The organism is Paenisporosarcina antarctica, from assembly GCF_004367585.1.
In the GTDB taxonomy this organism is placed as follows: Bacteria; Bacillota; Bacilli; order Bacillales_A; family Planococcaceae; genus Paenisporosarcina; species Paenisporosarcina antarctica.
Genome location: NZ_CP038015.1, coordinates 662,388 through 689,230, shown reverse-complemented (window position 1 = coordinate 689,230; position 26,843 = coordinate 662,388). Strand labels below are relative to the sequence as shown.

Genomic DNA, 26,843 nt, shown 5'->3' with positions numbered 1-26,843 from the left:
ACTCGTCGCAAACGAATTGTGCACAATTCGTTTCCTGTGGGGTCTCACCTGTCACGCTAATCCCACCGGAGTCGCCGCTCTGCACTCCAATCAGCTAAGAGGATATAGGAAATATACGTAAGTTCAAATAGATCCCAACATTACTTTTGAAGAAAACTTCATAAAAGAAGGCACTTTTAAAGGGAAAGTATGTAAATTTGTCCTTGGAAAATTGACAGACAATCCTACATATTGCGAAGGGTGCGGTGTCAGAAACATTGACTATACGGTTTAGTCTGCTGAAGCACAATCCTTAACTTCTATAGCAAGAGATTGTTCCGTCTCACATACAACTGTTCAACGCTTGATTAACCAAGCTGCAAAACAATTTAAACCGCATTATTTTACACTTTAAATTAAAACCAGTTGATAAACAAAGCGAACAAAAACAATTACGCTCAAAAGCAGCATAATCCTACTTTTAAGCATTTCACTGGATCAGGCAATTTATATATTCTTATCCAATTTTAACGTGCAATTTTAGTTGCTTGGAGTGCAAGATGGCGAGAAAACATGTGCTCCTGCGGTTACTCGTCGCAAAGATAGTGGACGAATGACAGTTCGTCCACTATCTTTCCAGCGGGAAAAGCGCGAGCTGAAGACCCCACAGGAGCGTGTTTTCGCGACGAGGAGGCTGAAGCCGTGCCCGCGGAAAGCGTCCATCTGGAACGGAAAGCAACGGGATACTTGACTAATCGTTAGAAAAGACTGCCGTAAAAGTCAGTTTTACTGACTTTCTGGACAGTCCCGCGACAAATAAATAATTCAATTAAAGTCGACTAAAATTCTTCACCAACGTCATTTGTCATAGAACCATATTTTCCGAATTACACAATTGATTTCTATATAGGGTAAGAAAAGTTTAAAAATGGACCTTTAAGGTCCATTTTTAAACTATATATATATCTATTAGACTCTTAATTTGATATCAATCATATTTTTTCACTGAATGAACTTGTGAACTCAACTTTTCATTTAAAGTTTACTGCTCTTATTATGACCAACGAGCGGTTAACATTTTTCTTCTTGTGTAGAATTCTACCCCGTCTGATCCATTCGCATGTAAGTCGCCGTAGAATGAGTTTTTCCATCCTGAGAATGGGAAAAATGCCATTGGAGCAGGAACTCCTATATTCACACCTAGCATGCCAACTTCAATGTTTTCGCGGAAGTATCGAACGCTATGCCCACTTTGCGTAAATAGGCATGCGCCGTTCCCAAAGTCAGATTCATTTGTAACTTCTATCGCTTCTTCAAGTGTTTTAACACGTACAATTGAAAGAACAGGGGCAAAAATTTCTTCTTTCCAAATTCTCATATCGGTTGTAACATTGTCAAAAATTGTTGGTCCTATAAAGTATCCGGCTTCAGTCATACATGCATCTTCACGGCCATCCCTTAAAAGAACAGCTCCTTCATCTTGTCCTACCTCAATGTATTTAGCTGTTTTCGCCTTATGTTCCGAGCGGATAACTGGACCAAGAAATACTCCTTCATCCATTCCATTACCAATTTCTATTGCATCAGCAGACTGAATTAATTTTTCAATAAGTGCTTCTGCAACTTCTCCGACTGCTACAACAACGGAACAAGACATGCATCGTTCACCTGCTGAACCGTATGCTGCACCAATAATTTCTTTTACTGATGAATCCAAATCAGCATCAGGCATAACAATAGAGTGATTCTTTGCACCTGCTAAAGCCTGAACACGCTTACCGTGACTAGCACCCTTTTTGTACACATATTCTGCCACTGGCTGAGATCCAACAAATGAAATAGCCGGTATATCTTTATGCTCAAGCATGCTATTTACAACATCATGTGCACCGTGAACAATATTGAATACACCATCTGGGAGCCCAGCTTCTTGTAACAATTCAGCCAAACGGTTTGCAAGAATTGGTGTTCTTTCTGAAGGTTTAAGGATAAACGAGTTGCCGCAAGCAATCGCAAGCGGGAACATCCAACAAGGAACCATCATTGGAAAATTAAACGGTGTAATTCCACCAACAACTCCAATTGGATAACGATACATACCAGATTCAATATTTGTTGCAATATCGGGTAATTGTTTTCCCATCATAAGTGTCGGTGCACCAGCAGAAAACTCAACACACTCTATGCCTCGTAATACTTCACCCTGCGCTTCAGTAAAGCTTTTTCCATTTTCAATTGTGATAAGTTTGGCAAGATCATCCCAATTTTCTACTAGTAACTGTTGGTATTTGAACAAGATACGTGCTCTTTTCGGTACCGGAGTTTTACTCCATGTTTTGAATGCCTCTTTTGCCGCTATAACTGCATCATTTACATCATCTACAGTTGAAATAGGCACTTCTGCTAAAATTTCACCCGTTGCAGGATTTGGAACTTGATTATATTTTTCTGTTTTCGCTTCCACCCATTTACCGTTAATAAAGTTTTTTAATATATTTTGCGTCATTATATTTCCTCCTTAGAAAAAATCAATTAGTAATCACTTTATGTCTTTAAATATTTAATTACGAAACTGTGCTCCCTGAAAATTGATAGTCGTAACATATGCGATATAATTCTTCAATCTCCTGTTGGTTAGGTATACGTGGGTTATTATTTGGACTTCCACTTTTTAATGCATCCGTAGCCATTTTTTCAATAACGTTTTCAAAATCGTCTTGTTTAATACCCCAGTCCTTCAAATTAGGAATATTTAGATGCATACATAAATTTTTTATTTGTTCTACCGCAAAGTTGGAAGCTTCATGAATTTCCATTTTATCTGCATGTGTAGTAAATAATTTACCAATAGTTGCGAGCCTTTCTTTACATTTATCTTTACTAAACTCAAGAACTGCTGGAAATAACATGGCGTTGGATTCACCGTGAGGAACATGGAACATGGCACCTATAGGTCGTGACATCCCGTGAACAAGACATACGGATGCATTTGAAAATGCCATTCCTGCGTACATTGAACCAATTGACATCGCTTCTCTCGCTTCTAAATCGTCAGGATTTTTGTATACTGTCTTTATGTTCGACACAATTAATTTAATTGCTGATAATGCTAAAATATCTGTCATAGGTTGTGCTTTTTTTGATAAATATGCTTCTACAGCATGGCTTAGTGCATCTATTCCAGTAGCTGCCGTCACCTTTTTCGGTGATGACATCGACAACAACGGGTCGACAATAGCCACTGCGGGCATAAAGGCTGGTTGCTTAATCATCATTTTTTCATCATTGCTTACATTTGTTATAATAGTGGCATCCGTTACTTCTGAACCTGTCCCAGCTGTTGTTGGTATTGCGATATGAGGTACTGGAGAATTTCCAGCATATTTCGCCACCCCCATATAATCACCTATATAGCCGCCATTCGTAGCTAAAACAGCAATTGCTTTTGCTGTATCGATACAGCTGCCCCCACCGAGTGAAATGATGACATCGCAATTCTTTTCTTTAAATAAAGACAGAGCTTCTTCAACATATTGATCGGTCGGTTCAGAATTTACTCCCGTGTATGTTTCAATCTGAATATTTTCCTTTCTCAGATAGTCGATACATGTTTCTACATAACCAAGGCTTACCATTATTTTATCGCTTACAATTAGAGCCTTCTTTCCTCTAAGTGACGTTTCTTTTCCTACTTGGTTAAATGCTTCCCGCCCATATATCGTCACTTGTGGCGATCTAAAAACCTCATACTTATCCAATATAATCACTCCATTCTTCTTGATGTACCGTAGAGATATAAATACGTAGATACCCTATTTTACCATAAATAGTTATATATTTTACAACAAAGACAGAATACTATAATATTTTCAGACTATAAGTGACATAGCTGATATTGAATAAGCGATATATCTTAAAAAAAGAAGGGGCTGTCCCAAAAGTCTAATGACGCTGTCGATTTCCGTTACTACGCTCTTTCATGTTTCGAAGCCTTTCACTACAATCATTCACCTGTTTAAAAATCAAGAGTGATAACCATATAATTTTAAAAATATAGGTTGTACAATATATGACGCTGGTGAAATAAAAAAAGCTTGTTACACACTGATTTTCGTTCCGAGCGGACGCGTTCCGTGGGGCGTGCGGTGGGCCTCCTCGTCGCGAAAACCAATCAATGCTCCTGCGGTTACTCGTCGCAACCGAATTGTGCACAATTCGTTTCCTGCGGGGTCTCACCTGTCACGCTAATCCCACCGGAGTCGCCGCTCTGCACTCCAATCAGCTAAGAGAATATAGGAAACATAAGTTCAAATAGATATATAAAACAAGTGTGATTCCTTGTAGAACAAAAGTCGATCAAAACCACTTTTTAAAGGGAAAGCATGTAAAAAAGTCCTTGGAAAATTGACATACAACTCTACACATATTGCGAAGGATGCGGTGTCAGAAATATTGACTATCTAGATCTGCTTCACCCTTAATTTATTTCAAGTTATGAGAACAAGCTTAAAAACGTTAAGAAAATATCTTCCGTTCATAGAAAACAGTTTTATTTACACTTACAATAACGGAAGAATTGAAGGGATTAACAATAAAATCAAAGTATTGAATCGTGTCACTTTGATTTTGTTCGCTTTGTTTATCAGCTGATTTTAATTTAAAAGTGTAAAATATTTCACTGGATCAGGCAATTTATATATTCTTATCTAATTTTAACGAGCAATCTTAGTTGCTTGGAGTGCAAGATGGCTAGAAAGCATGTGCTCCTGCGGTTGAACTCATCGCAAATATATTGGACGAATGACAGTTCGTCCAATATATTTCCAGCGAGAAAAGCGCGAGCTGAAGACCCCACAGGAAACGATATGAAAAGAGGGCTGCCCTTAAAAGTCATATTAAATGACTTTTGGGACAGCCCCTTCTTTACAATTACTTCTTATGAGTGTGATATATTACATGTTTTTAACAATGTCAATTACTTTAGATGGCTCTACGCGGTTTGTGTAATCAGAATCGACTTCAGCAAATACGATTTTACCTGTTTGATCGATTACAAATGTTGCAGGTTTCGGAAGTTCCCAATCATCATTACCATTTCTTCCGGCAACGTCTAATCCAGAGCTCTTATATATTTCAATAAGATAATCGGGCATTTTGAATACTAAATCAAATTGTTCAGCGACTTTATTACGATCATCACTTAGAACAATGAATTTAAGATCGTGTTTTTCTATTGTAGACAATGATGCATCTGGTGTCTCTGGACTAATGGCGATTAACATTGCACCAGCGTCCTTGATTGAATCTAACTCACTTTGATAGGCTTTCAACTCAAGATTGCAATAGGGGCACCATCCACCACGATAAAATGACAAAATTACTGGTCCTTTAGCGAGTTCTTCAGTAATAGACACCACTTTACCCGTTGCATCAGGTAGTTTAAAGTCAGGTACTTTGTCTCCTATATTTAGTCCCTGAGCATCACCAAGCTCTGCTAACTCTCTTGTTGCTTGCGCCATTAACTTCTGTTTTTCTTCAGGAGCCTTTTTCTTAAATACTTCTTTGTAAGAGTTAATTTCTTTTAGCAATGTAGTCATTATTTCCTTGTCCCCATTTCATATTAGACAAATCTTAACATACTATATATCTATTATCCTTAATCCTGACTTTACATTTTCATCCTACTTGATAAGAGTATTAGTTCTACTTTAAAACATAGCGGAGACCTAGAATCTAGGTTAGATTCTAGGTCTCCGCTATGTTTTCGTATTATTACCTGACAATCATGTCTATCTGTTTTTGTTTTGTAAATAGTTATAATAAACGACGAAATACTTTTTTTCCATCATACGAATAAAGAATAGGTTTATTCTCTACATACGTTTCTAAATAAACAGAACGTCCCCACAGTTGATAAATATATGGCAGTACATTTTCTAAGTAGTGAGGATCTAGTTCGGTTCCTTCATAGCCGTGCTTTAAATACAGTTCACCGTTGCGAGAGTAGTCTCCCTCTTCAACTACAATATATGGGAATCCACCATTTACCCTCATGGAGACAAGTTGGTCTCTTACATTTTCATAATCTTTATCCGTAATTTCATACTTTCCACTCTTTTTTTCAAATAGGTACAGATCTTCCTTCTTAACCAATTCTTTTGTTAAGTAGTTCCGAATAAATGAAATGTCTGATTCAATTTCTCTTACTTCAAACATTCTTTCTCTACCTGAATTTGGCTTAACTCCTAATTTGATCATTTCTGCGGTTGGATTATCGTATCTCTTTTCGATGTCTTCAAAAATTTTCAATCCCAAATAGTATGGATTAATAGATGTTTTAGATGGTTGAACTACCCCAGCGTTTAATGAAGCAAAATCAATCGCCTCATCAGTTGTTAAGTCCATTTCTCTTATGATACGTTGATGCCAATAGCTAGCCCAGCCTTCATTCATAATTTTTGTCTCTAACTGTGGCCAAAAATAAAGCATTTCTTCTCGCATCATGGTTAAAATATCGCGTTGCCAATCTTCCAGTTCACGACTGTACTGCTCAATAAATAATAATAAATCTTTCTCGGGCTTAGGTGGGAATTTTTTTCTTTTTTGAACGATTGTTTTTTTCTTATCAGCTACTGATCGATCTAAATTCCACAAATCATCATAAACAGTTTTACGCACAACTTCTTCTTCTTCCTCTTCCTCATCCAAAACATAGTCTGGTAGTTTAGGTCTGATAATGGAAGGATCAATATGCTCTTGAATGGCTAATACAGCGTCTAAAAAACGTTCTACCTCTACTTTACCATGAAGCATTTCATAATTAGCAATCCTCTCAGCGGTTGCCGTCATGCTCTCGACCATATCTTGTCTAGTATTGGAAAAGCGAACATTATTTTTAAAAAAGTCACAATGGGCAAGTACATGAGCAATAATGAGCTTATTTTGCGTTAAACTATTTGTATCTAGCAAAAACGCATAACAAGGATTTGAATTAATGACTAGCTCATAAATTTGACTTAATCCCAAATCGTATTGCAGTTTCATTTTATGAAATTGCTTTCCAAAACTCCAATGGGTAAAACGTGTTGGCATGCCGTAAGCACCGAATGTATAAATAATATCAGCAGGACAAATCTCATAATGCATCGGATAATAATCAAGGCCAAATCCAGAGGCAATTTCAGTGATCTCAGCAATTGCACGATGAAGTTTTGTTTCCATCAATTAAATCCCTTCGACTATTTATTTTCGTTTCCAAGTGCATGCACTATCCCATTCAAACGGAAGTCATATCTTTTTGAAAAAAGCTTTTTAATGAATTGTAAACATCGTGTTTTTCTTTCAATACATAGTGACGAAACTTAGGGTTAGAAATTGACTTATATGTGGTCATTAATGTTGAATATCGACTATGCGTATTCACTTCTCCATATCCAAACATGCTGGAAACTTCCATCAGTTCATTTACAAGCTTCACACACTTTTCATTATCCCGCGACATGTTTTCTCCATCTGAAAAGTGAAATGGGTAAATATTGAACAGCGCAGGATTGTATTTTTGTTCAACAAGCTCTAGTGCTTTTTCATAAGCGGATGAACAAATTGTTCCACCACTTTCTCCCTTTGAAAAAAAATCTTCTTCTGAAACCACTTTAGCTTCTGTATGATGAGCTATAAATTCAATTTCGACCGTTTCATATTTGGAACGTAAAAACTTAGTCATCCAGAAAAAGAAGCTTCTAGCCATATATTTTTCAAAGTTACCCATGGACGCACTCGTATCCATCATTGCAAGAACAACTGCTTTGGATTCAGGTTTCAATACATCATTCCATGTTTTAAAACGTAAGTCATCATTATGGATTGGCGTAATTTCAGCCTTTCCATTTATAGAGTTTCTTTTGATAGCCGTTAATATCGTGCGCTTTTTATCAATGTTACCCATAAGTCCTTTTCTACGAATATCATTAAATTCAATTTTTTCGGTTGTTGTGTCAGCTTGTTCTTTTCGTTTCAAGTTCGGTAACTCCATTTCTTTGAAAAGAACATCTTCTAACTCGGATATTGTGACCTCTGCCTCATAAAAGTCTTGCCCTGCTTGGTCCCCAGCTTCTTTCCCTTTCCCTGAACCTTTTTTTCCATCCCCAGAGTCACCAGCAACAACATCACCAATTTTACTATCGCCATCCCCTTGGCCAACGTGTTTTGACTTATCGGAATTGTATCGAATTTTGTACTCGTCTAACGAACGAATTGGAATTTTAATAACATCTCGTCCATTTGACATAATAATACTCTCTTCACTAATTAAATCGGGTAAGTTATTCTTAATCGCTTCTTTTACTTTGTCCATATGTCGGATCTGATCTTGGTGTCCTTTTCGATGGAGAGTCCAATTTTCCTGTGAGATGACAAAACGATCATTAGGTTTTTCGTTCATTTATACCCACACCCATCTATTATTAGAAAGTTTTTGATTCCCTTATAATATGCTTCAGCGAACAAGTTATTGCCATTAATTAATAAAAAAAACAAGACTAATGAAAAGTAATCAGTCTTGTTTTCATCCATATTAATACATTAGCGATTGAGCAAGCTACCAACGTAACGTAATAATTCATTGGCTGAAATAGAATTATAACCATGTTCATCAATTAATCTAGCGACTACTTCGTTAATCTTTTTGAGATGTGATTCATCTGGTGTTTTGGATGAAGTGGTAATTTTGACAACATCTTTTAAATCCGCAAAAAGTTTCTTTTGAATGGCTTCACGTAAACGCTCATGAGAGTTATATTCAAAACGTTTTCCTTTTCTAGCATAGGCAGAAAGGCGAATGAGTATTTCCTCTCTAAATGCTTTTTTAGCATTTTCTGAAATGCCAATTTGTTCTTCAATGGAGCGCATTAGTTTTTCGTCGGGATTCATTTCTTCACCCGTTAACACATCTCTAATTTTATTTTTATTACAAAATGCTTCTACATTATCAAGGTAATTATCCATTAATGTTATTGCTGACTCTTCATAGGAATAGACAAAGGCTTTTTGAATTTCTTTCTTGGCAATTTCATCATATTCTCTTCTAGCTATGCCAATATAATTCATATATTTATCCCGGTCTTCCGTTGAAATAGAGGCATGTTGGTCTAGCCCTTCTTTTAGTGAACGTAAAACATCCAGTGCATTAATGGATGGAACTTCCTTACGAATGATTGCTGATGAAATTCTGTTGATCACATAACGCGGATCAATTCCATTCATCCCTTCATTTGGAAACTCCTTCTGAAGTTCCTCGACATCAATTTGGTTAAATCCTTCCACATTTTCCCCATCATAAAGTCGCATTTTTTTCACAATATCAATACCTTGTTTTTTAGGAACTTCCAGTCTTGTCAAAATCGAAAAAATTGCAGCAGCTCGAAGTGCCTGGGGAGCAATATGTACATGCGTCATATCACTATCCTTAATCATTTTTTCATAAATCCGTTCTTCCTGACTAACTTTTAAATTGTACGGAATCGGCATTACAATAATTCTTGAATGAAGTGCCTCATTTTTCTTATTTGATATAAATGAAAGATATTCTGTTTCGTTCGTATGGGCTACAATCAGCTCATCAGCACTAATTAATGCAAATCTACCTGCTTTAAAATTACCTTCCTGTGTCAAAGATAACAACAACCAAAGGAATTTTTCATCTAATTTTAACATTTCTTGAAATTCCATCATTCCACGGTTTGCTTTATTTAATTCACCATCAAAACGATAGGCACGAGGATCAGATTCAGAACCAAATTCTGCAATCGTTGAAAAATCAATACTCCCCGTTAAATCAGCAATATCTTGTGATTTCGGGTCAGATGGAGTATACGTTCCAATTCCAACTCGTTTGTCTTCGGAGAAGAAAATACGCTCAACCATTACATCTTCAAGATGCCCATGATATTCCTTCTCAAGCCGCATTACGTTTAACGGTGACAAACTTCCCTCAATATGAATCCCATACTCATCAAAAAAATCGGTACGCAACTCATGCGGAATAAGGTGGAGTGGATCTTCGTGCATAGGACAACCTTTAATTGAATAAACTGCGCCTTCATCTGTCTTGGAATATTTCTCAAAACCACGTTTTAGTAGTGTTACAATGGTCGATTTCCCACCACTAACTGGCCCCATTAAGAGTAAAATACGTTTTCGAACATCAAGTCTTTTTGCTGCTGGATGAAAGTATTCTTCTACAAGTCGTTCAAGCGCCAGCTCAAGCCCAAATATTTCTTCCCCGAAAAAATGGTACAATTTCTGACCGTTTCTTTCCGTTAAACCAGAACTCTTTATCATATTATAAACGCGTGAATGAGCCGTTTGGGCAACGCTTGGTCTTTCCTTCACAATGGCTAAGTATTCGGAAAATGTGCCTTCCCACTTAAGTTTGTTTTCTTCTTCACGGTAACTCTTCACCTTATTTAAAATATCCATAGTTCCCTCCATTCAGGGCTTGATTAATACATGATATGAGCGAAGATGACTTAAAATACCGAATAGTTTTAGTTATCTTAGTTGTTCTTAATTTAATCTCCGATTTCATACATATGGAAAAGTAGAAAACACTTTAGATACATTCATTTCGTATCGGTTATCAAAAATAATTTCAACTAATCCAAAAAATCTAAAGTATTTATTAACTTTTAAATTTTAATTAAGTGCTTAAATCTAACTCGATGGGAATATAGTAAAATATAGGAACCGTAGACTTTCTCACACACAAAAACGACCGTTGAAAAAAAAGGTCGCAGAGTTACTTTCAATTGAACTCAAATATTACTCACCACGGCGAATGGGATCTCATATATAAATTTGATATGTGGCGAGGAATAACCAATAATGATAAGTAATGAGGATTTAAGTATGGAGAATTCGTTCCCGCTACATGAAACCCTTACGTGGATAGGTGAATCGATAACATGTTTTATAACTTGAGAGAAATTTATAATATATATATTTCCAATAAATAAGGTCTCTGATTTTTAAATATTCTTCTCTTTGATTGTTAATTGTTGTATTATGTCTATCCAGATTCTCGTAATCCAAACAAAAGACACCTTCAATCCGGCTAACTGCCGCATGGTGGTGTCTTTTTATTTATTCAGTATTAACTAATTCAATTCTTTCAGCGACGCCACACTACACTTTCTTGTTTTGTTTAACAAATGATTTCTCGTGAGTGCACACTATTATTTGGGCAAAAGTATCGTAAAACAAGTCCCTTTACCGACTGTACTGTCTACTTCAATGAACCCTCCATGTGCTTGTACAATAAAACGTGCAATGGAAAGACCGATGCCGTTACTGCCCATAGCTCGTGAACGCGTTTCATCTACTCGATAAAAGCGATTAAATATTTTTATCTGATGCTCTGGTGCAATTCCAATTCCAGTATCTATTACTGAAATACGATTATATATCTCTGTTGTGTTTAATTGAACACGGATGTTTCCATTTTTTCTGTTATATTTTATGGCATTATCTAAAAATAAATATAGAAGCTGCTTAAGCCGTTCTTGGTCTCCCGTGAAGTGCACATTTTCCTGTATATCGCTTGTCAGTGATAACTCATTATCTTCTACAACTTTGGAGAATGAACGAATTGAGCGAAAGAGAAGTGCAGACAAATCGAACTCTTTCTTCTCCAGCACTAACTTGCCAGAATCGGATCGGGCAAGTAGCAACAAATTATTCACTAGTGAAGTCATTCTCCTCACTTCATCAGACATATCATCGACCGTTTGCTTTGAAAAATCAGACAGTTTCTCACCATCTTCCTCCTCCAATATGACAAGTCCAGCAGAGAGAATACTGAGAGGAGTTCGAAGTTCATGAGACGCATCATTAACAAAATCACGTTGGCGCTCAACGGAATTCATAATTGGGCGAATTGCTTTCCCAGTCATAATAAAGGAAAGCGTCATGGCTACAAATGTAAATAGTGCGGTCAATAATAGAAGTACTACAAACAGTCGATTCAACACTTCTTTTTGTTGGGTAATTTCAGTCCCACTATAAACATATCCGATATTTTCAAGTGGTCTAGCCGCGATCAAATAATCACGATCATCTTCATCCAATTCTCTAATCTCCAGTGATTTCGGAATCCACTCTTCTATTAATTTCTCTAGTTCTTCACCTTGTCCCTGAACAACTTCTCCTTTATATGAAACGATGGCAATTAAATCACCATCTACAACTTCATCTCCATCTCCATCTCCATCTCCATCTCCATCTCCATCTCCATCTCCATCATTATTTTTCTCGTTTCCCCTCTGCTCATTTGCCTCATGGACAAAACGTTCGATGTACTTATCTGAAATCTTAGCAGTTACTATGTCTTCCTGGTCACTTAAGATAGACCTGGACACTGTCACATAGGCGATAACTACAAATAATAGTAAGAACACCATTGTTAAAATTGCAAAACTCCACATCAATCTTCGTTTTGTCTTCCTAACCATGCTGTTCATCCGATTTGATAGCCCACATTGCGAACACTTTTAATCATTTGTTCTACATGTGCTTCTCTCATTTTTTTTCGTGTCAATTTTACTAATACGTCGAGATTATTATCAAACACTTCCGCGTCAATACCCCAAATTTTATTAATCAATTGCGCTCTTGTAAGTACATGTCCCGCGTTAGTCATTAAAGATTCCATAAGTAAGTATTCTTTATGAGTAAGACTAATCGGCTGATTATTTACTTGCAGTGTATGGGCCGATTTAATTAGTAGCAGAGGTCCAACTTCAATGGTCTCTTCTAGTAGCGGTTTGATCGAACGTCTTGCTAAAGCCCGGATACGTGCAAATAACTCATCAAATTCAAAAGGTTTCACCACATAGTCGTCTGCTCCTGAATCCAGTCCCATTACCCGATCATCGACACTATCACGAGCCGTTAACATTAAAATAGATGACGGACAATTTTCTTTCCGAAGCATTGAACACACTTCTTGACCAGTCATTTCAGGCATCATCCAATCGAGAATAATCACATCATATAAATTAGAAGACGAATAATCGTACGCCGCCTGTCCATCTGTTACCCAGTCCACTTGATGAAATTCTTTTTTAAGACTATGCGCAAGAAGACGACCTAACTTCAGATCATCTTCTGCCAATAAAATATTCATTTACAATCAACCTTCCTTTGCCATGGACCGTTCCTTCTTTTGAAAAGCTACGCTCACTCTCTTCATCATTAATGCTGCCAAAAGGAGGAAAGAAGTTCCTGCATATATAGTCATCATTGTTCCTGTATCACTGTCCGTGCCAACCAATACCCCGTGAACAAGTGCTAGAAGATAAGCTGGGAGTGAAAATAAGTGAATTTTTTTCCAAAGGGAACGTCCTACTTTCTTCATCATATCGGATGAAAGTAAAATTAGAAAGATTCCATAAAATGCAATTGTTCCAATTCCATTTAACAACCGATGTTCATCGGACATAAAAGGAACAAGTACTTCGTACCATTGATAACTAACATAACTATCAAAAAGCAACATAGCACCATGAAAAATGATGATTAAAAAACCGAGCCAACCCGTAAATTGATGAAAGAAAAACAAAGAAACTTTCCATTTACGAGGAGAGATTGGAGCACTGTGTAAAAGCCCTGCAAATACAGATATAAAAATCAGAAAAAAAGAAGTTAAGCCTGAAACTCTGGTCCATTCCCACGTTGTGATGACCATGCGGTTGTCACTCCTTCACAATATTCATTAATATTACCAGTCACCCAAATCGATTTATTATCCATTATAATAATAGCTGCAATGGACAGTTGTTTTTCCGCAATCCATATTTCGACTTGATCTAAGTCCATCATACATAAAACTTTCGCATACACTTCAGCTTGTCGTGTCGTTGAAGCGAGAACCGTCACTTGAACGACATTGGATGTTGGATTTTCACCTGTCTGTCCATTCAAGACATGATGATACTCTCCATCTTTTGTCTGCCAGCGGCGATGCAAGACATTTGAAGTCGCAATCGATCCTTTTTGTACGTTTAGTTGTGCAATATCGGTATCGCTGTCAAACGGGTTCATTACACCAATTACTTGAGGTTGGATAAATGAAAAACGCATATCTCCTCCCCCGTTAATAAACACGTCTTCCCCTTTAGCCATATGAAAAGCTTTGTCGACACTCCAACTTTTGATATACCCGCCAAGATCGACTTCCACTTCTTTTACTTTTTTTATCATCGGCTGTTCTTTATGAAGCAAAATACCGTTTTCTTGATATAGTGGACACATGGTTTTCTGTACTTGTCTCTGCATTTCAGAAAACGGTCGATCATATCCAAGCGCTCTCAATTGACCTCCTAGAAAGGGATTAAATAAAAAGTCGGTCATCTGATAAAAACGAGTTACTTCGGCCATGACAAAATAAAATTCTTGTGATACTGGAATCCAGTTATCCGAGATTGGCATTTGATTGAACCTTGAAAGTTCACTTTCTTTTATAAATCGCGAATACGTTTTCTCCACTTTGGCAAACCACTGCTCTAGTTCTGATGGGTTTTCCGCTTCAATGTGGAAATACGACCCCATACAAGAAAATTCAACTCGCTTAATCATGATCTACTCGTTCTTCGTTCAGAAACCTGCATACCTTGATATTCTTCCCCTCCTCTACTTCCATGCTCTTCATCATCTTCATACTCTTCATCATCATCGTCGTCATCCTCATATCTTTCATCTTCTTCATGGCTTTCATCATCATAATATTGAGGAATGTTATCTGATTGTAAATCGCCGTGACCTCGCACTTCAGTCAATGTATTGCTATCTGCCTCTATTTGATTCATTTGTACAAATCCAATAAAGGACGCTACAGTCACCGTTGCTGCAATTCCTGAAATCCACTTACCCGTTGTTTTTTTGTTCATCATGAATACCTCCCAAAAATCTTTTATTACATACAATGTAGCAAGCTAAAATGAAATTTAACTGAAAATCCCGCCTATCATTTAAAAACCTAAATAGACCTCCCACAAGCTTTTAACTCGTGGAAGGTCTATTTAGGTTTTTGTATGTTATTACATATTATTTTCTTATTCACAACACTTGTTGGTACCCATTCATGAATAATTTCATCTCAGGAACTTGAATTTAATTATTCAGTTCTCTCATTCTCTGATCAAGCATTAGAAATACCTGTTTCACTTTTTCTTTAGGTAAAGCAGCATACAGATCGCCAATACTTACTTCGTAATTACAAGCTACCTCACTTGTAGCTCTTAAATAGCTAGTTAAACCAACATCTGTTGCCTCATATATTTCTAATAAAACAGCCTCTAATTGCTCTTTTGATGCATGAAAATGGACGTGAAACATATTTGAAACGGGCTCGAGTGGCATAGTGGACACTGCATGGCAGGAGTTAAACATTTGAGCGAGCTCTTTCGCTTCTACATAATATTGCTCCATTTTTTCTAATCTTTGATCAAAATAATAATCAGCACTAATTATATACGGATACAGACTGATTAAATCCCCACCATGACGTCTTTTCCATACTTTTGACTTCTCAGTAAAATCTGTATCACCCGCAAGAATTGCTCCCGCAATCCCACCAATTCCTTTGTATAAAGAAACATATACACTATCAAAAAGACTACAAACCTCAACTGCAGACTTTTTATAATATGGAAGGATTTCAAATAATCTAGCGCCATCCAGATGCAACATAATTCCTTTATTACGGCAATATTTGGAAATATTTTCTATCGTTTCGTAGTCTGGTAATTGACCGCCAATTTCACGTTGAGGCAATTCAAGCAATACGCAAGCTACTTCGTCTTCCATACTCAACACATCGTCTAATTCAATCAATCGATTTTTATTAGCAAGTAGAACAGGCTCAATTTGATGCAATTCCTTTAATCCATCTTCCTCATGAATCTCTAAATGGCATAATGGATGATACGCAACTTTTCTCAGAACTTTTTTATCACACCATATTCTTAAAGCAATTTGCTGCGCCATCGTTCCACTTGGGAAAAATACCGCCGTTTCTTTGCCTAAATAAGCTGCCATTTTCACTTGAAATTCTTCGATAACTTTCCCCTTACCATATATATCACTTTCTTGCTGGCCATCAAATTCTTGCAATGCCTCTTTTAGTATATGAACCTCTCTTTTCCCATGACCAGCTACCTGATACTTGGTTTGTTTAAATGCTTCGAACAAAAGATTCTTTTCGCTCATGGTTTTTGACTCCATTCTTTTTCTGAATACTTTTACAAGTTAAATATAGCATCATAGTAGGGAAATATTCAGAATTTATTTCGAATGGTGATAGTAGTATTTTTGTAGATGAAATTCCATGGAAAAACTTTTATTAATTTAATAGTTCTAAACGAAAAAACTCACCCATTTTTCAGGTGAGTTTTCAGGGGCATTGACCCAGATGAAATTATTGAAAAGACCAACCGCTAAAAGTTTTTCTTCTTTTTCTTCTTCAAAAATTTAGTCTCGTATAAAGAAAAAATACCATAATTCTTTTTAGTGGTAAACGAATCAATTATTGTACATCTAATCATTACTACCAGTTAAGGCGAATAGAACGATAAGTAAAAGTGTATTTAAAATGATATTTTTCATGTTTTATCTCTTTTAATCTAGTTTTGCCTAACAAATGATTATTTATACAAAAAATTTTTCATAAAGCAAGGTTTTATTGGTCAAATTAAATAAATTAACACAAAGAAAAAGAAAGCAACACTTCCACCCATGACAAACAAATGCCACACTGCGTGATGGTATTTAAAACCTCGCCACATATAAAATACGGAACCTAACGTATATAATAATCCACTTGAAACCAATAGAATTATTGCTTCTTTTGATAAATTTTCAATAAGAGGATTCCAAGCAAATATTATGATCCAACCCATTTCAACATATAAAATAGTGGATAAAACGATAAATCTTTTTACAAAGAATGCTTTAAATACAGTCCCTGCGATAGCTAAAAACCATACAATCCCAAATAGAGTCCAACCTAAAGCACCTTGAATTACTAATAATAAAATGGGCGTATAGCTACCCGCAATATAAAAATAAATGGCAGAGTGATCCAAAAACTCGAAGAAATCTTTCGTTTTACCATTTGGAAAACTATGCAATAATGTTGAAGATGTATATAAAAAAGTCATGGTAAAACCATAAATAGTGAATGTGACAATGTCCCAAGCGTCACCTTTCATAGCTGCAAATACAATAAGTAATACAAGTGCTGCTATGCTTAATAATATTCCTATGCCATGAGTTACTGAATTGGCTATTTCTTCACCTTTTGAAAATTCTTTACCTATTTTTTTACTCAAAATTTTAGTACCTCCTAAAGTAAAACAACTGATGCAAAACGATAAAAAAGTAGAATTTCATATTTTTGATTCTTTTCATAATATAGCGAATTGATTAGTCTTCACTATCTATTCTACAAGATGAGTATTTTTTTGTATATTTAAGTCTATTTGTATCCATTTTCACCTGGTAAATATCAAAATGCAATTTCCTATAAGCCATATTTCTCCAAAGAAAATGCCCAAATATCATTAAGATAATTTGGGTTTTTTATTATGGAGAACTACATGACTTCAATCATATCCGTCACAGGAATAATCAATCTCGGTTTTTTTATTCTACCGATTCCTGAGCTTGACGTTCTTTCATTTTTTGGATAAGCCATTTGAAAACGATACCAATTGCAATGTAAATGAAGAACGAGTAAATGTGTTTCCAGCTATATAATTGATAGATATCCATCCGTTCAAATAGTTGCTCTACGATAAAAGCAGCTCCTGTAGCCGCTACAATTAGAGAAAAGAGGTAGGATTTCCATTTTGAAAAAATTTGGTATACAAACATATAAACAATTGGAAGGATCGTTATATCAACGGCACTAAGTAGCGGAATCATTTGTATATCCTTATATGCATATCCCCAAAGAAGAAATGAGGTTCCCACCACATCTAAGAAGACAGATGTAATCATAACAAGCGTTCCCATAAGTGAGATTTCTATTATTCTTTTTTTATCGACGAATCTCCACCATATACCCCATGGCAAAATCGTTATTATGATGAGAAACCACCAGTTGAAAGAGAAGAGTACATGTTCAATCCAAAAGGTATAATTAATTTCAAATAGTTTATTTTGTAGTTCAATAATATCTTGTACATATTCTGTCTTATTTTGAACGCTCATTTCAACTCCTCCAAACAAGTTCATTACGATTAATACTCTAAAATCACAATATATTTATATAAGCTAGTTCATTAGTTATAAAAATCGAATTATTCTTGTGTGAATGAATTGTCCATCTTAGCAACACCAAGTGCCAGATTATCCCACATAATTTGCTCCACCATTTGAACCTGATCGCTAAGGCAGTGAACGATAATGATAAGTTCGGAAGTTTTCCCTTTTTTTAGTCTGTTCTTTTTTTTCTTTTTTACTTTCAGTAAATTAATTAATAACCCAATAATAAATCCTATAATTGCATATAGAATCCCCCAAATGATGGGCCCCCATTCGAGTCTAAACCCAACACTTGAGCCAACCACTGCAAAAGCAGTTGCAAGAGAAACAGCAAGGTCAAATAAACTAAGTCCGTCTGAATAATGAATCGTATCAAAAAGTTTTCTATCTTCTTTACGATTATTCAAAGGAACAGCTAATATGTTTTCCTTTGAAATACTTTTCATTTCTAAAGCAGATAATGCTAATTCTACATATATCGAATGTTCAAAGGTAGACATTACATACATCTCTATCACTCCTCTTTTTTCACAAGATTTAACGGTAAATCAAAACTGGAGTTTTGGTATCTATTTGCAAAAAAATTTTTCTGTTCAAGTTCAAATAATTTATTATTTTCTACGGTATTGACATAGGCATCATATATAGCAAATAAATAAATGGATGGTATAAATAAGAACCACTGCCCTATTAGAACTGATTTCGCTTGATCGAAATCTCCTAAAACAAGGAAATATACTGAGTCAAGAATATGTGAAAAATAAGTGATAATAATCACCCAAACTAAAATAAAAAAGGCTGTAATAATTCTATGAATATATAGTTGTCCAGCTCCTGGCATAAAAAATGACCACATTACTGCAATCCAAGGCGTTCGCATATCGAGGTAATTAATTTCCAGTGCTGTTATTGAAAAGTTTGGAAAAGGGGCATTTTCACGTTCGGCAAGTAAAGTAACTTTGTTTAAATCTACTGCAGTTCGGTAACTATCCCATATGCCATAAAAATATATTGGAATATATAAGAGCATCCATCGAGGTTCCAATACTTCTTTTGCCAACTCAAATTGACCAGTAAACGAATAGATTATTGCCAAGTTTATATGAGCGTTAACATTAATGACAATTTCCCATATAAATAATGTCAGACCTCTAAGATATTTTGAAAGGAGTAGATGACCGAATCCTGGAAAAGCTGCAGACCACCAAGCAATGATTAATGGGTTTCTTAAATGGATTTGAGTGGTACCGAATTGACTGACTAAAGCTTGATATCGCCTGGTTTTGTGAACACTTTTGTAAGGTTGCATAGCTTTCCCTTCATGAATAAACTTTAGTACTCATTATGCACAAATAAAACGGCATTATACTTTTATTTACAAAGATTATAATATTTAAAATCAGCTAGTATAACTTCATTTTTTGTGGGAGCACAAAAAATCCAGTAACTATAGTAGCTACTGGATTTATTATTTATCAATTCAATTATAGTTAATTTCTGAATGGTTTAATGAAATTTCTTCTTGCACCTTTTGAAACGCGTCTTCAACATCCATAGCTTTGATTATAATTTTTTGGTGCTCTAGATATTGATTACTTGAATGTTCATATTTCGGATCATAATAATATTCAAGTAAAAGCTTGGTTGCAGATGCAAAATCACTACTTTCCAAATCCGCCTCAATTTGTTTTGCAATTGGTGTATGAATATGTTTCTTAATCAACTGGAATGACTCTTTAAATAGCTGTGGGAATTCCCACGGCTGATACTCTTCTAAAATGTTTTGGACCCTTACTTCAATAGGAAGATTGATAAACAACTGCTGCCCTTTTTCTTTTTTTTCATTTAGAAAATCAGGTAAACAGACTTTCCCAATCCGTTTACTTTCCCCTTCTATGACTACATAAGGTCTATCTTGATAACGGACTATTTCATGAAGAAGAAGAGAATCGAATTTTTTTTGATTGCTCGGCTCAAGACCAATTTGTCCAAAGATAGACCCTCTATGTCCTGCCATTCCCTCAAGGTCGATGATTGGATAGCCCTTCTGAGATAATAGCTTTAAAATAGCCGTTTTACCCGACCCGGTATAGCCATTTAAGACGAATAGTTTCGGCATGAATTCTTGCTTTTCTAATTCATTTACTACCCATTGTCGATATGTACGGACTCCACCAGTTAATCGTTTTGCGTTGATTCCCATCAAATCGAGCACAGTTGCTGCTGTTTTGCTGCGCATACCCCCGCGCCAACAAAAAACTGTGATTGGCGTTTCGATTTGTTTAAATGCGGCAATAAATGCGGGCAACTTCTGAGAAAAAATAGCTAGTCCTCTTTCTTTTGCCTCTTCCGTACCTACTTGTTTGTATATCGTTCCAATCTCTGCACGCTCTTCATTATTAAAGACAGGTATATTAATACTCCCAGGGATTGTTGCTTCTTTAAATTCCTTAGGGGAGCGAACATCGATTAATGTGTTTGCTTCTTTTTTTTGTGATGTAAATAAATCAGGTAATGTAATATCACGATACAACGTTTTCACCTTCTAAACTAAGATTAAACACACTATTTTACAATAATGCATCCTATATTCTCTTCAATAACCTCACCTATAATTCGAGCATCGACACCTTTTTCTTGTAGTTCCTTAACGAATAGCTCTGCTTCATCACTCGCAACTGAAATTAACAGTCCACCAGATGTGACAGCATCACATAAAATCCAACGGTCAATTTGATCCATTGATTCAGGGTAGGTAACAACATCTGCTAAATGTAAGAAGTTGTTTTTCGTTCCACCAGGCACTGATCCAGCTTCAGCAAGCTCTTTCACGCGAGGTAAAATTGGTACTTGATCATAATAGATGCCTAGACCCACTCCACTCCCTTTAGCCATCTCAGATGCATGTCCAAGTAACCCGAAGCCGGTGACATCAGTTGCGGCATGAACATTATAAGTCGCCATTACTTCGGCAGCAGTCTTATTAAGTGTGGTCATAACTTTGGTGACCTGTGTAATTTCTTCCTCAGACAACAAATTGTTTTTAAGCGAAGTCGTACATATTCCAACACCAATCGGTTTTGTTAAAATCAGTTGATCACCAGGCTTTGCACCGGCATTCGTCCTAATTTTGTCTGGATGTACCACACCTGTTACAGCAAGACCGAATTTCGGTTCCTTGTCATCAATCGAATGACCTCCAACCAGGGTGACTCCTGCTTCTCTTAATTTGTCGCCAGCTCCTCGTAAGATGTCAGCTAAAATTCCTTTATCTAAAGTTGAAATTGGAAATGCAACGATGTTAAGTGCAGTTATCGGCGTTCCACCCATTGCGTATACATCACTTATAGCATTCGTAGCTGCAATTTGTCCGAAATCATATGGATCATCAACAATTGGAGTGAAAAAGTCAACCGTTTGAACGATTGCTGTTGTGTCATTTATCCGATACACGCCCGCATCGTCACTCGTATCAATCCCAACAAGTAAATTCGGGTCAAAAATAGCAGGTGGTAACGTACGCAAAACTTGCTCTAAATCTGCTGGGCCTATTTTACACCCACAGCCGCCTTTTGAAGAAAGGGAAGTTAACTTTACTGGATCGTATTTTTTCATTCTAGTCACCCTTTCATTATCGTTTATATATGGTTTATTTTAGCATACGAGCAATGCATTCTATCATTGATTAGTTTAGTAAATTGAAGGGTTACCTATTATTGTGAGAACTTAAATTTTTCAAAATCTCATTTTTAAAAATCACGTACATTATTACTTCATTTTGAACCATCTTAAAGAGGAATAAAAAATAGTTGAGAGGAGTTTTTCTATGGGAAAAGATAATAAAAAAGGAGCTAGTAAAAATGCTGGTTCTTTACCTCAAATACCAAATAACCAGCAAATAAAGTCCGCTAATACGAAAGAAGAAATATCTTTAGAGTTAGCTGAGCTAGGTAATTTGAATCCAACACATGAACCAATGACTTCAAATCATCGGAAAAAGAGTGAAGTAGAAAAAACATACTAATCTAGAGAATTTCAGGCTCAGGCACAATATTAATTTGTGTCTGGGCCTGAACGGTACATATATTAACTTCTCTTTTTTTATTGTGAAGGTTTAGCCGAGTAGTGTAGCAAGCCAAAAGTATAATGGAATTCCAAGAATTAAATTAAATGGAAGGGTTAATCCTAAGGCCGAACCTAAAGATAACCCTGAATTCGCTTTTGGTATGGCTTGTTCAATAGCTGCAGGCGCAGCTATATAAGAAGCACTTCCTGTTAAAACTGCTAAAATCGTTGACCCACCCACAGACAAGCCAATAATGCTGCCTGTTAGAACACCTATACCTCCTCCAATAAGAGGTAAAATAAAGGCAAATAAAAAGGACACTAATTTAATATTTTTCATTTTATTCATACTTATAGTGGCAACCATTCCCATATGTAATAGGAAAACACAAAGTATCCCATAAAATAAATCCCCAAATAACGGTTGTATTTTAACTAAACCATCCTTATGAGCAACTAAGCCAATAAAAATCCCACCTAATAATAGGAAGATACTTTTTCCGAAAAATGCTTCTTTTATGACATGCTTAATACTGGCATCAGGATTTGTATTCTTCTCACCTTGCTTACTAACATGTAGTTTATAAATGATAATAGCCAAAATGATTGCCGGTCCCTCCATAATAACAAGAACAGCAGACATGTAAGACTCGTATTCTACCCCGAATTTATCAAGAAAGGCTAGTCCAGCAATAAATGTTACAGCACTAACCGAGCCATAATGGGCTGCTATAGCAATAGAATCAACAAAGGAATATTTAAATACTTTATATAAAATTAAAAGAGAAATGAATAGCATTATTATACTTAAGAAAACTGCAGCAATGATGGTTGGGATCATTTCTCCAAAAGAAACATTTCTTAGTTCTACTCCTCCCTTAATACCAATAGTAAAGAGAATAATCATCGTATACCCAGTATACAGTGCTGTTGGCACCTTTAAATCAGAGTTTACAAGAACTGCGATTATTCCTAAGAGAAAAAATAATATCATCGGTGATAGTAAATTTGCGTAAGCAATTTCAATTATTTGTTCCACTAATTTCTCCTCCTTTAATAAATAAACTTCTATATTCAGTGCTATGAGAGTTGAATTTGACTTCTCTTTACACTTCACCAACTTGTCAATCCTGGATGATTCAAACTATTCCATGAAATGAGCAGCTTAAATCATTATAATCTAATGATTTATTAATTGAACTACTTATTATTATAGATTTGAATATAACTTTTAGACTAACTCCAATACCACAGTATTATTTCCTTATTCTCCTACAAATTTTTGTATAATAATTTCTATTTGTCCCTTTTATCCATTCGAAATTTTACAGACGAATGATATTCAAGTATTATTTCACAACAAAAATCCAACAACTAAATTAGCTGTTGGAATGGAAATAGTTTTCAGTCAATTTAATAGTCATTCAAGTTTAAAATTATGGTTGATTAATCAATTATTTAACATAGCGTTGCATAAATAATTTAGAACATTGTCAAATTTTCATTTGGCTTTGTATTAGAATTATATTCAAAATTTCAGGTGATTGTTCAGTTTTTTTGTAGACATAAAACTCCCATAGCATTTTAAAGAATTCTTCTTAAGTGCCACAATCACCTTTTTTATAGTGCTCACTTTTAACGATATAACGTTTGATAGCTTTTAATATCGATAGGAGTTGACCATTTTTTTAAAAATTGCACGGCGCAACTTCGTCCTTTTTCCAACAAAGCTTCTTTCATTTCTTGCGTAAGATCAAACTGAGTTGCATTATAATCATCAACTGGAATAAAAATAATATTTTTTTCATGTTTTCGAGAAATATATTTTTCGTCATGTGCGTTTTTCATCGTAGAAAAAAGTGCTTCGAATAAGTTTAGAGCATTGTCAATTTTATGCCCATGAGATTCTTCATGGCCACGACTAATTTTTAAACCCAAAACGGGTCGTTGTCTATGCCCATCTTGTTCGTCAAATAACCACATTGGAAAGTTACTCAATACTCCACCATCTACAACAATAGTCTCACCAAAACCCACTTTCAATTTAACGGGTTCAAAGAAAAATGGAATTCCACAACTCATACGTAAAGCACGAGCAAGGGGAAAGGTTTCTGCTGATATCCCATATTGGGCTAAATCATCAGGAAGAACCATCATCTTTCCGTTTGTTAAATCAGAAGCAATAATTTTTAACTTTCCATCCGGTAAATCGCCAAAAGTATAGACCCCTTTTACTGCCAACTTTTCCATGAACCAGTTCTCTAGTGCTTTGCCTTGGTATAAGCCCATTCGGAAGTAAAGAAGAAACCATTTCATTATCGGTAAAGGAATGATTGTCTTACGAGGATCAAGAAGCTCTTGAAAATCTTGACCTTCAAGCATTGCTTCTATTTCCTTACCTGAATACCCAGCTGCAATGAAACAAGCAAGAATTGCCCCAGCACTTGTTCCAGCTAAACGATGAAAGGAATACCCCTTTTCTTCCAAAACTTGATATGCCCCCACTAACGCAAAATCTTTCAAACCTCCACCTGAAAATACGCCATCAATTAACATATATGCCGCCCTCCCTTTTTCTTATCGTTGTTACACTGTAAGAAAAAATAAGGGAAAGTAGAACTTGCTTTCACACTAAGTCGCTTTAGTTTTCTGGGTAGTTTAGGATATCGTCGACGAAAGAATGGATACTATCTGTAGTATAAGCATACATACAAAGGAGATGCGTTCATTCTACTATGAACGCATCTTTAATCGTATTTACATTATGAATGCTGGTTAGTGAAACATTTACGCTAAGAGTCGATGGAAGCTAATCGCTTTTTTTTAGAAGACGGACGATTTCTACTAGTTTTAACCTGAAAGTAGGTTTTTGCCAAACTATTCCGTGTCTCGGACCATCAAAAAGAGTTGGTACTAGTGTCGAGCGATGGCTCAGTTGTAATTAATGGCTCTCACGTTGTAATTTTAGAAGTTGACGTTGTAAAAATCGTTATCCACGTTGTAATAGTGAAATTTTAGGAGCTTAATTTTCTCCCTGGGATATGAAATAGAATAGACACGGGCCAATCATGCTACTGTTTGGATATATCTTTTTGGTTTACTCAATTGTAAAGTCTAATTAACAATGATAAATGATAAATAATATTAATTTCAAAAAAAAAACACCAATATAAAATTGATGTTTTTCCACAATTCATTCCTATTATTTTCTGCGACTACGATTAACTTTTCGTTTTTTGGACTTAATTATATTAACGTCTTTTTGTTTGGCTTGTGCAGCTGTTTTAATATCCATATCTTCTGCAAATTCAGTTTGTAAATTCCCTTTGTATTGACGTTCTTCTCGAGATGGATCATTTTTATTTCGTTTTTCGGACTTAATCATATTAACGTCTTTCTCTTTGGCTTGTGCAGCTGTTTTAATATCCATATCTTCTGCAAATTCAGTTTGTAAATTCCCTTTGTATTGACGTTTTTCTCGAGATGGATCATTTTCATTTCGTTTTTCGGACTTAATCATATTAACGTCTTTCTCTTTGGCTTGTGCAGCTGTTTTAATATCCATATCTTCTGCAAATTCAGTTTGTAAATTCCCTTTGTATTGACGTTTGTTTTCTTCTCGAGATGGCTCATGTTCATCATCAAATTTTCGTTCCATATACGGATGGAAAAACATCTCACCAACTGTGATGATAATAGCAGCTATTAATGAAATTGTGCCTAAATTAGCGAGTGGATAAAAAATTGAACCCACTATCCAAATTACAGCCCATGCAACTACCAAATCAGAAATCAATGCAAAAACATTGCCAATTCGAGGTAAAATATACACGTCCAAGACATATGCAAACCCTGTTAAGAAGACACTTGTAATTAAAATATTTGTAAAGGAAATCCCGTAAAACCATCCTAAAACAATCCATAAAACAGCTGTTATCATGATGAATTTAATCAATAATGCCTTTGTAAACAATTGATCTTCAACTCCTTTTTTTATTTTCAAATCATCATTTATCTTAACCACTAATCTGTTTTCAATCCCTTTTTATTAAACCTTAAAAAATCCACTTTACTCCAAATTCATACACTTAATTACATGAATTTATTGATATATAATGCTAGTGCTTTGATTAAATGTAATACAAATAGTTTTTACAAACTTGGGAACACTAAGTATTGAAGGATTTTTATTAAAATGAAGGAGGGAATATTAATGTCTACTATTAAACCGATACCGAATGATTCAGCTGATAATGCAGAAAGGCTTAAGAAAACGATAAATAATAAGGAAGCAGCAGAAGCAGCCATGGAATTTGCAGATGGTAAAGAACTTGCTGCAATCAAAGAAAAAAATGCTCGACGTGAAGAGAGTATTGAAGGTTTACGAAGTGAAATACTCGAAGAAGGTAAATCACGAATAAACGGGTATCTATAAAAAAAGACATGATTATCTTCTTAGAAATTTAAGTTGAGTATAT

The 26,843-nt window shown here is 35.6% G+C and carries 23 protein-coding genes and 1 pseudogene; 3 read left to right on the top strand and 21 right to left on the bottom strand.

All coding sequences use genetic code 11. From position 1 onward, the window contains the following. Window positions 1–1,033: 1,033 nt before the first annotated feature. Together E2636_RS03390 and E2636_RS03385 are read right to left on the bottom strand one after the other, a co-directional pair. On the bottom strand, window positions 1,034–2,485 hold the full coding sequence (locus E2636_RS03390; RefSeq protein WP_134208985.1) for a CoA-acylating methylmalonate-semialdehyde dehydrogenase: 1,452 nt from the start codon (window positions 2,483–2,485) through the stop codon (window positions 1,034–1,036). A 58-nt stretch (window positions 2,486–2,543) separates the two neighbouring features. Next, on the bottom strand, window positions 2,544–3,737 hold the full coding sequence (locus E2636_RS03385) for an iron-containing alcohol dehydrogenase (RefSeq protein ID WP_134208984.1): 1,194 nt from the start codon (window positions 3,735–3,737) through the stop codon (window positions 2,544–2,546). Window positions 3,738–4,476: 739 nt separating this feature from the next. On the opposite strand from E2636_RS03385, the pseudogene E2636_RS03380 reads away from it, so the two are divergent. Beyond that, window positions 4,477–4,596, top strand: a pseudogene (locus E2636_RS03380) (transposase); the annotation flags it as partial. Between the two features lie 335 nt (window positions 4,597–4,931). Here the strand turns inward: E2636_RS03380 and E2636_RS03375 are convergent. The 16 genes from E2636_RS03375 to selD form a co-directional block, all read right to left on the bottom strand. Next, window positions 4,932–5,576, bottom strand: a complete 645-nt coding sequence (locus E2636_RS03375; protein WP_134208983.1) for a peroxiredoxin-like family protein — start codon at window positions 5,574–5,576, stop codon at window positions 4,932–4,934. 217 nt (window positions 5,577–5,793) lie between these two features. Continuing rightward, window positions 5,794–7,200: a SpoVR family protein gene (locus E2636_RS03370; RefSeq protein WP_134208982.1), complete on the bottom strand. Its 1,407-nt coding sequence runs from the start codon at window positions 7,198–7,200 to the stop codon at window positions 5,794–5,796. A gap of 55 nt (window positions 7,201–7,255) precedes the next feature. Continuing rightward, a complete protein-coding gene (gene yhbH, locus E2636_RS03365; protein ID WP_134208981.1) occupies window positions 7,256–8,419 on the bottom strand; it encodes a sporulation protein YhbH in 1,164 nt (387 codons plus the stop codon). Window positions 8,420–8,559: 140 nt separating this feature from the next. After that, window positions 8,560–10,455 carry a PrkA family serine protein kinase gene (locus E2636_RS03360; RefSeq protein ID WP_017381311.1) on the bottom strand — a complete coding sequence of 632 codons (1,896 nt, stop codon included), beginning with the start codon at window positions 10,453–10,455 and terminating at the stop codon, window positions 8,560–8,562. 755 nt (window positions 10,456–11,210) lie between these two features. Beyond that, a complete protein-coding gene (locus E2636_RS03355) occupies window positions 11,211–12,458 on the bottom strand; it encodes a sensor histidine kinase (protein WP_208324151.1) in 1,248 nt (415 codons plus the stop codon). A 32-nt stretch (window positions 12,459–12,490) separates the two neighbouring features. Next, window positions 12,491–13,159, bottom strand: coding sequence for a response regulator transcription factor (locus E2636_RS03345; RefSeq protein WP_134208978.1), 669 nt, complete (start codon window positions 13,157–13,159; stop codon window positions 12,491–12,493). A 6-nt stretch (window positions 13,160–13,165) separates the two neighbouring features. Then, window positions 13,166–13,720 (bottom strand): ferric reductase-like transmembrane domain-containing protein, encoded by a 555-nt coding sequence (locus tag E2636_RS03340; protein ID WP_134208977.1) that lies wholly within the window; start codon window positions 13,718–13,720, stop codon window positions 13,166–13,168. Then, on the bottom strand, window positions 13,678–14,610 hold the full coding sequence (locus tag E2636_RS03335; RefSeq protein WP_134208976.1) for an FAD:protein FMN transferase: 933 nt from the start codon (window positions 14,608–14,610) through the stop codon (window positions 13,678–13,680). Before E2636_RS03335 ends, E2636_RS03340 begins: the two co-directional genes overlap by 43 nt. Further along, window positions 14,607–14,921 carry a hypothetical protein gene (locus E2636_RS03330; RefSeq protein WP_134208975.1) on the bottom strand — a complete coding sequence of 105 codons (315 nt, stop codon included), beginning with the start codon at window positions 14,919–14,921 and terminating at the stop codon, window positions 14,607–14,609. Before E2636_RS03330 ends, E2636_RS03335 begins: the two co-directional genes overlap by 4 nt. 223 nt (window positions 14,922–15,144) lie before the next feature. Beyond that, window positions 15,145–16,242 (bottom strand): threonine aldolase family protein, encoded by a 1,098-nt coding sequence (locus E2636_RS03325; RefSeq protein WP_134208974.1) that lies wholly within the window; start codon window positions 16,240–16,242, stop codon window positions 15,145–15,147. 476 nt (window positions 16,243–16,718) lie between these two features. After that, window positions 16,719–17,363, bottom strand: coding sequence for a PAQR family membrane homeostasis protein TrhA (gene trhA / locus E2636_RS03315; RefSeq protein WP_134208973.1), 645 nt, complete (start codon window positions 17,361–17,363; stop codon window positions 16,719–16,721). A 313-nt stretch (window positions 17,364–17,676) separates the two neighbouring features. Further along, window positions 17,677–18,246: a CBO0543 family protein gene (locus E2636_RS03310; RefSeq protein ID WP_134208972.1), complete on the bottom strand. Its 570-nt coding sequence runs from the start codon at window positions 18,244–18,246 to the stop codon at window positions 17,677–17,679. 89 nt (window positions 18,247–18,335) lie between these two features. Continuing rightward, complete coding sequence (locus tag E2636_RS03305) at window positions 18,336–18,809, bottom strand: hypothetical protein (protein WP_134208971.1); 474 nt, start codon at window positions 18,807–18,809, stop codon at window positions 18,336–18,338. A gap of 5 nt (window positions 18,810–18,814) precedes the next feature. Continuing rightward, window positions 18,815–19,609 (bottom strand): hypothetical protein, encoded by a 795-nt coding sequence (locus E2636_RS03300; protein ID WP_134208970.1) that lies wholly within the window; start codon window positions 19,607–19,609, stop codon window positions 18,815–18,817. Window positions 19,610–19,780: 171 nt separating this feature from the next. Further along, on the bottom strand, window positions 19,781–20,833 hold the full coding sequence (mnmH, locus tag E2636_RS03295; RefSeq protein ID WP_134208969.1) for a tRNA 2-selenouridine(34) synthase MnmH: 1,053 nt from the start codon (window positions 20,831–20,833) through the stop codon (window positions 19,781–19,783). A 32-nt stretch (window positions 20,834–20,865) separates the two neighbouring features. After that, window positions 20,866–21,915, bottom strand: coding sequence for a selenide, water dikinase SelD (gene selD / locus E2636_RS03290; protein ID WP_134208968.1), 1,050 nt, complete (start codon window positions 21,913–21,915; stop codon window positions 20,866–20,868). A gap of 211 nt (window positions 21,916–22,126) precedes the next feature. On the opposite strand from selD, the gene E2636_RS03285 reads away from it, so the two are divergent. After that, complete coding sequence (locus tag E2636_RS03285; RefSeq protein WP_134208967.1) at window positions 22,127–22,324, top strand: hypothetical protein; 198 nt, start codon at window positions 22,127–22,129, stop codon at window positions 22,322–22,324. 90 nt (window positions 22,325–22,414) lie between these two features. Here the strand turns inward: E2636_RS03285 and E2636_RS03280 are convergent, their stop codons facing one another. The 3 genes from E2636_RS03280 to E2636_RS19265 all read right to left on the bottom strand — a co-directional run bounded on the left by E2636_RS03280 (window position 22,415) and on the right by E2636_RS19265 (window position 26,389). Beyond that, entirely contained in the window at window positions 22,415–23,404 is a 990-nt protein-coding gene (locus tag E2636_RS03280) for a sodium-dependent bicarbonate transport family permease (protein ID WP_134208966.1), read from the bottom strand. 596 nt (window positions 23,405–24,000) lie between these two features. Beyond that, window positions 24,001–24,921, bottom strand: a complete 921-nt coding sequence (locus E2636_RS03275; RefSeq protein ID WP_134208965.1) for a patatin-like phospholipase family protein — start codon at window positions 24,919–24,921, stop codon at window positions 24,001–24,003. A gap of 646 nt (window positions 24,922–25,567) precedes the next feature. After that, window positions 25,568–26,389, bottom strand: coding sequence for a YndM family protein (locus E2636_RS19265; protein ID WP_243840718.1), 822 nt, complete (start codon window positions 26,387–26,389; stop codon window positions 25,568–25,570). 189 nt (window positions 26,390–26,578) lie between these two features. Between E2636_RS19265 and E2636_RS03265 the strand changes: the two genes are divergently transcribed. Further along, on the top strand, window positions 26,579–26,800 hold the full coding sequence (locus tag E2636_RS03265) for a hypothetical protein (RefSeq protein WP_017379111.1): 222 nt from the start codon (window positions 26,579–26,581) through the stop codon (window positions 26,798–26,800). Window positions 26,801–26,843 lie beyond the last annotated feature (43 nt).

Coding starts and splice junctions, on each gene's coding strand:
- E2636_RS03305 (WP_134208971.1), bottom strand. CDS start 18,809: ATGTATGTAATGTCTACCTTTGAACATTCGATATATGTAGAATTAGCA.
- E2636_RS03360 (WP_017381311.1), bottom strand. CDS start 10,455: ATGGATATTTTAAATAAGGTGAAGAGTTACCGTGAAGAAGAAAACAAA.
- E2636_RS03275 (WP_134208965.1), bottom strand. CDS start 24,921: ATGTTAATTGATGGCGTATTTTCAGGTGGAGGTTTGAAAGATTTTGCG.
- E2636_RS03340 (WP_134208977.1), bottom strand. CDS start 13,720: ATGGTCATCACAACGTGGGAATGGACCAGAGTTTCAGGCTTAACTTCT.
- E2636_RS03325 (WP_134208974.1), bottom strand. CDS start 16,242: ATGAGCGAAAAGAATCTTTTGTTCGAAGCATTTAAACAAACCAAGTAT.
- E2636_RS03300 (WP_134208970.1), bottom strand. CDS start 19,609: ATGCAACCTTACAAAAGTGTTCACAAAACCAGGCGATATCAAGCTTTA.
- E2636_RS03390 (WP_134208985.1), bottom strand. CDS start 2,485: ATGACGCAAAATATATTAAAAAACTTTATTAACGGTAAATGGGTGGAA.
- E2636_RS03310 (WP_134208972.1), bottom strand. CDS start 18,246: ATGAGCGTTCAAAATAAGACAGAATATGTACAAGATATTATTGAACTA.
- E2636_RS03335 (WP_134208976.1), bottom strand. CDS start 14,610: ATGATTAAGCGAGTTGAATTTTCTTGTATGGGGTCGTATTTCCACATT.
- selD (WP_134208968.1), bottom strand. CDS start 21,915: ATGAAAAAATACGATCCAGTAAAGTTAACTTCCCTTTCTTCAAAAGGC.
- E2636_RS03355 (WP_208324151.1), bottom strand. CDS start 12,458: ATGTGGAGTTTTGCAATTTTAACAATGGTGTTCTTACTATTATTTGTA.
- yhbH (WP_134208981.1), bottom strand. CDS start 8,419: ATGAACGAAAAACCTAATGATCGTTTTGTCATCTCACAGGAAAATTGG.
- E2636_RS03265 (WP_017379111.1), top strand. CDS start 26,579: ATGTCTACTATTAAACCGATACCGAATGATTCAGCTGATAATGCAGAA.
- E2636_RS03375 (WP_134208983.1), bottom strand. CDS start 5,576: ATGACTACATTGCTAAAAGAAATTAACTCTTACAAAGAAGTATTTAAG.
- E2636_RS03285 (WP_134208967.1), top strand. CDS start 22,127: ATGGGAAAAGATAATAAAAAAGGAGCTAGTAAAAATGCTGGTTCTTTA.
- E2636_RS03370 (WP_134208982.1), bottom strand. CDS start 7,200: ATGGAAACAAAACTTCATCGTGCAATTGCTGAGATCACTGAAATTGCC.
- E2636_RS03345 (WP_134208978.1), bottom strand. CDS start 13,159: ATGAATATTTTATTGGCAGAAGATGATCTGAAGTTAGGTCGTCTTCTT.
- E2636_RS03330 (WP_134208975.1), bottom strand. CDS start 14,921: ATGAACAAAAAAACAACGGGTAAGTGGATTTCAGGAATTGCAGCAACG.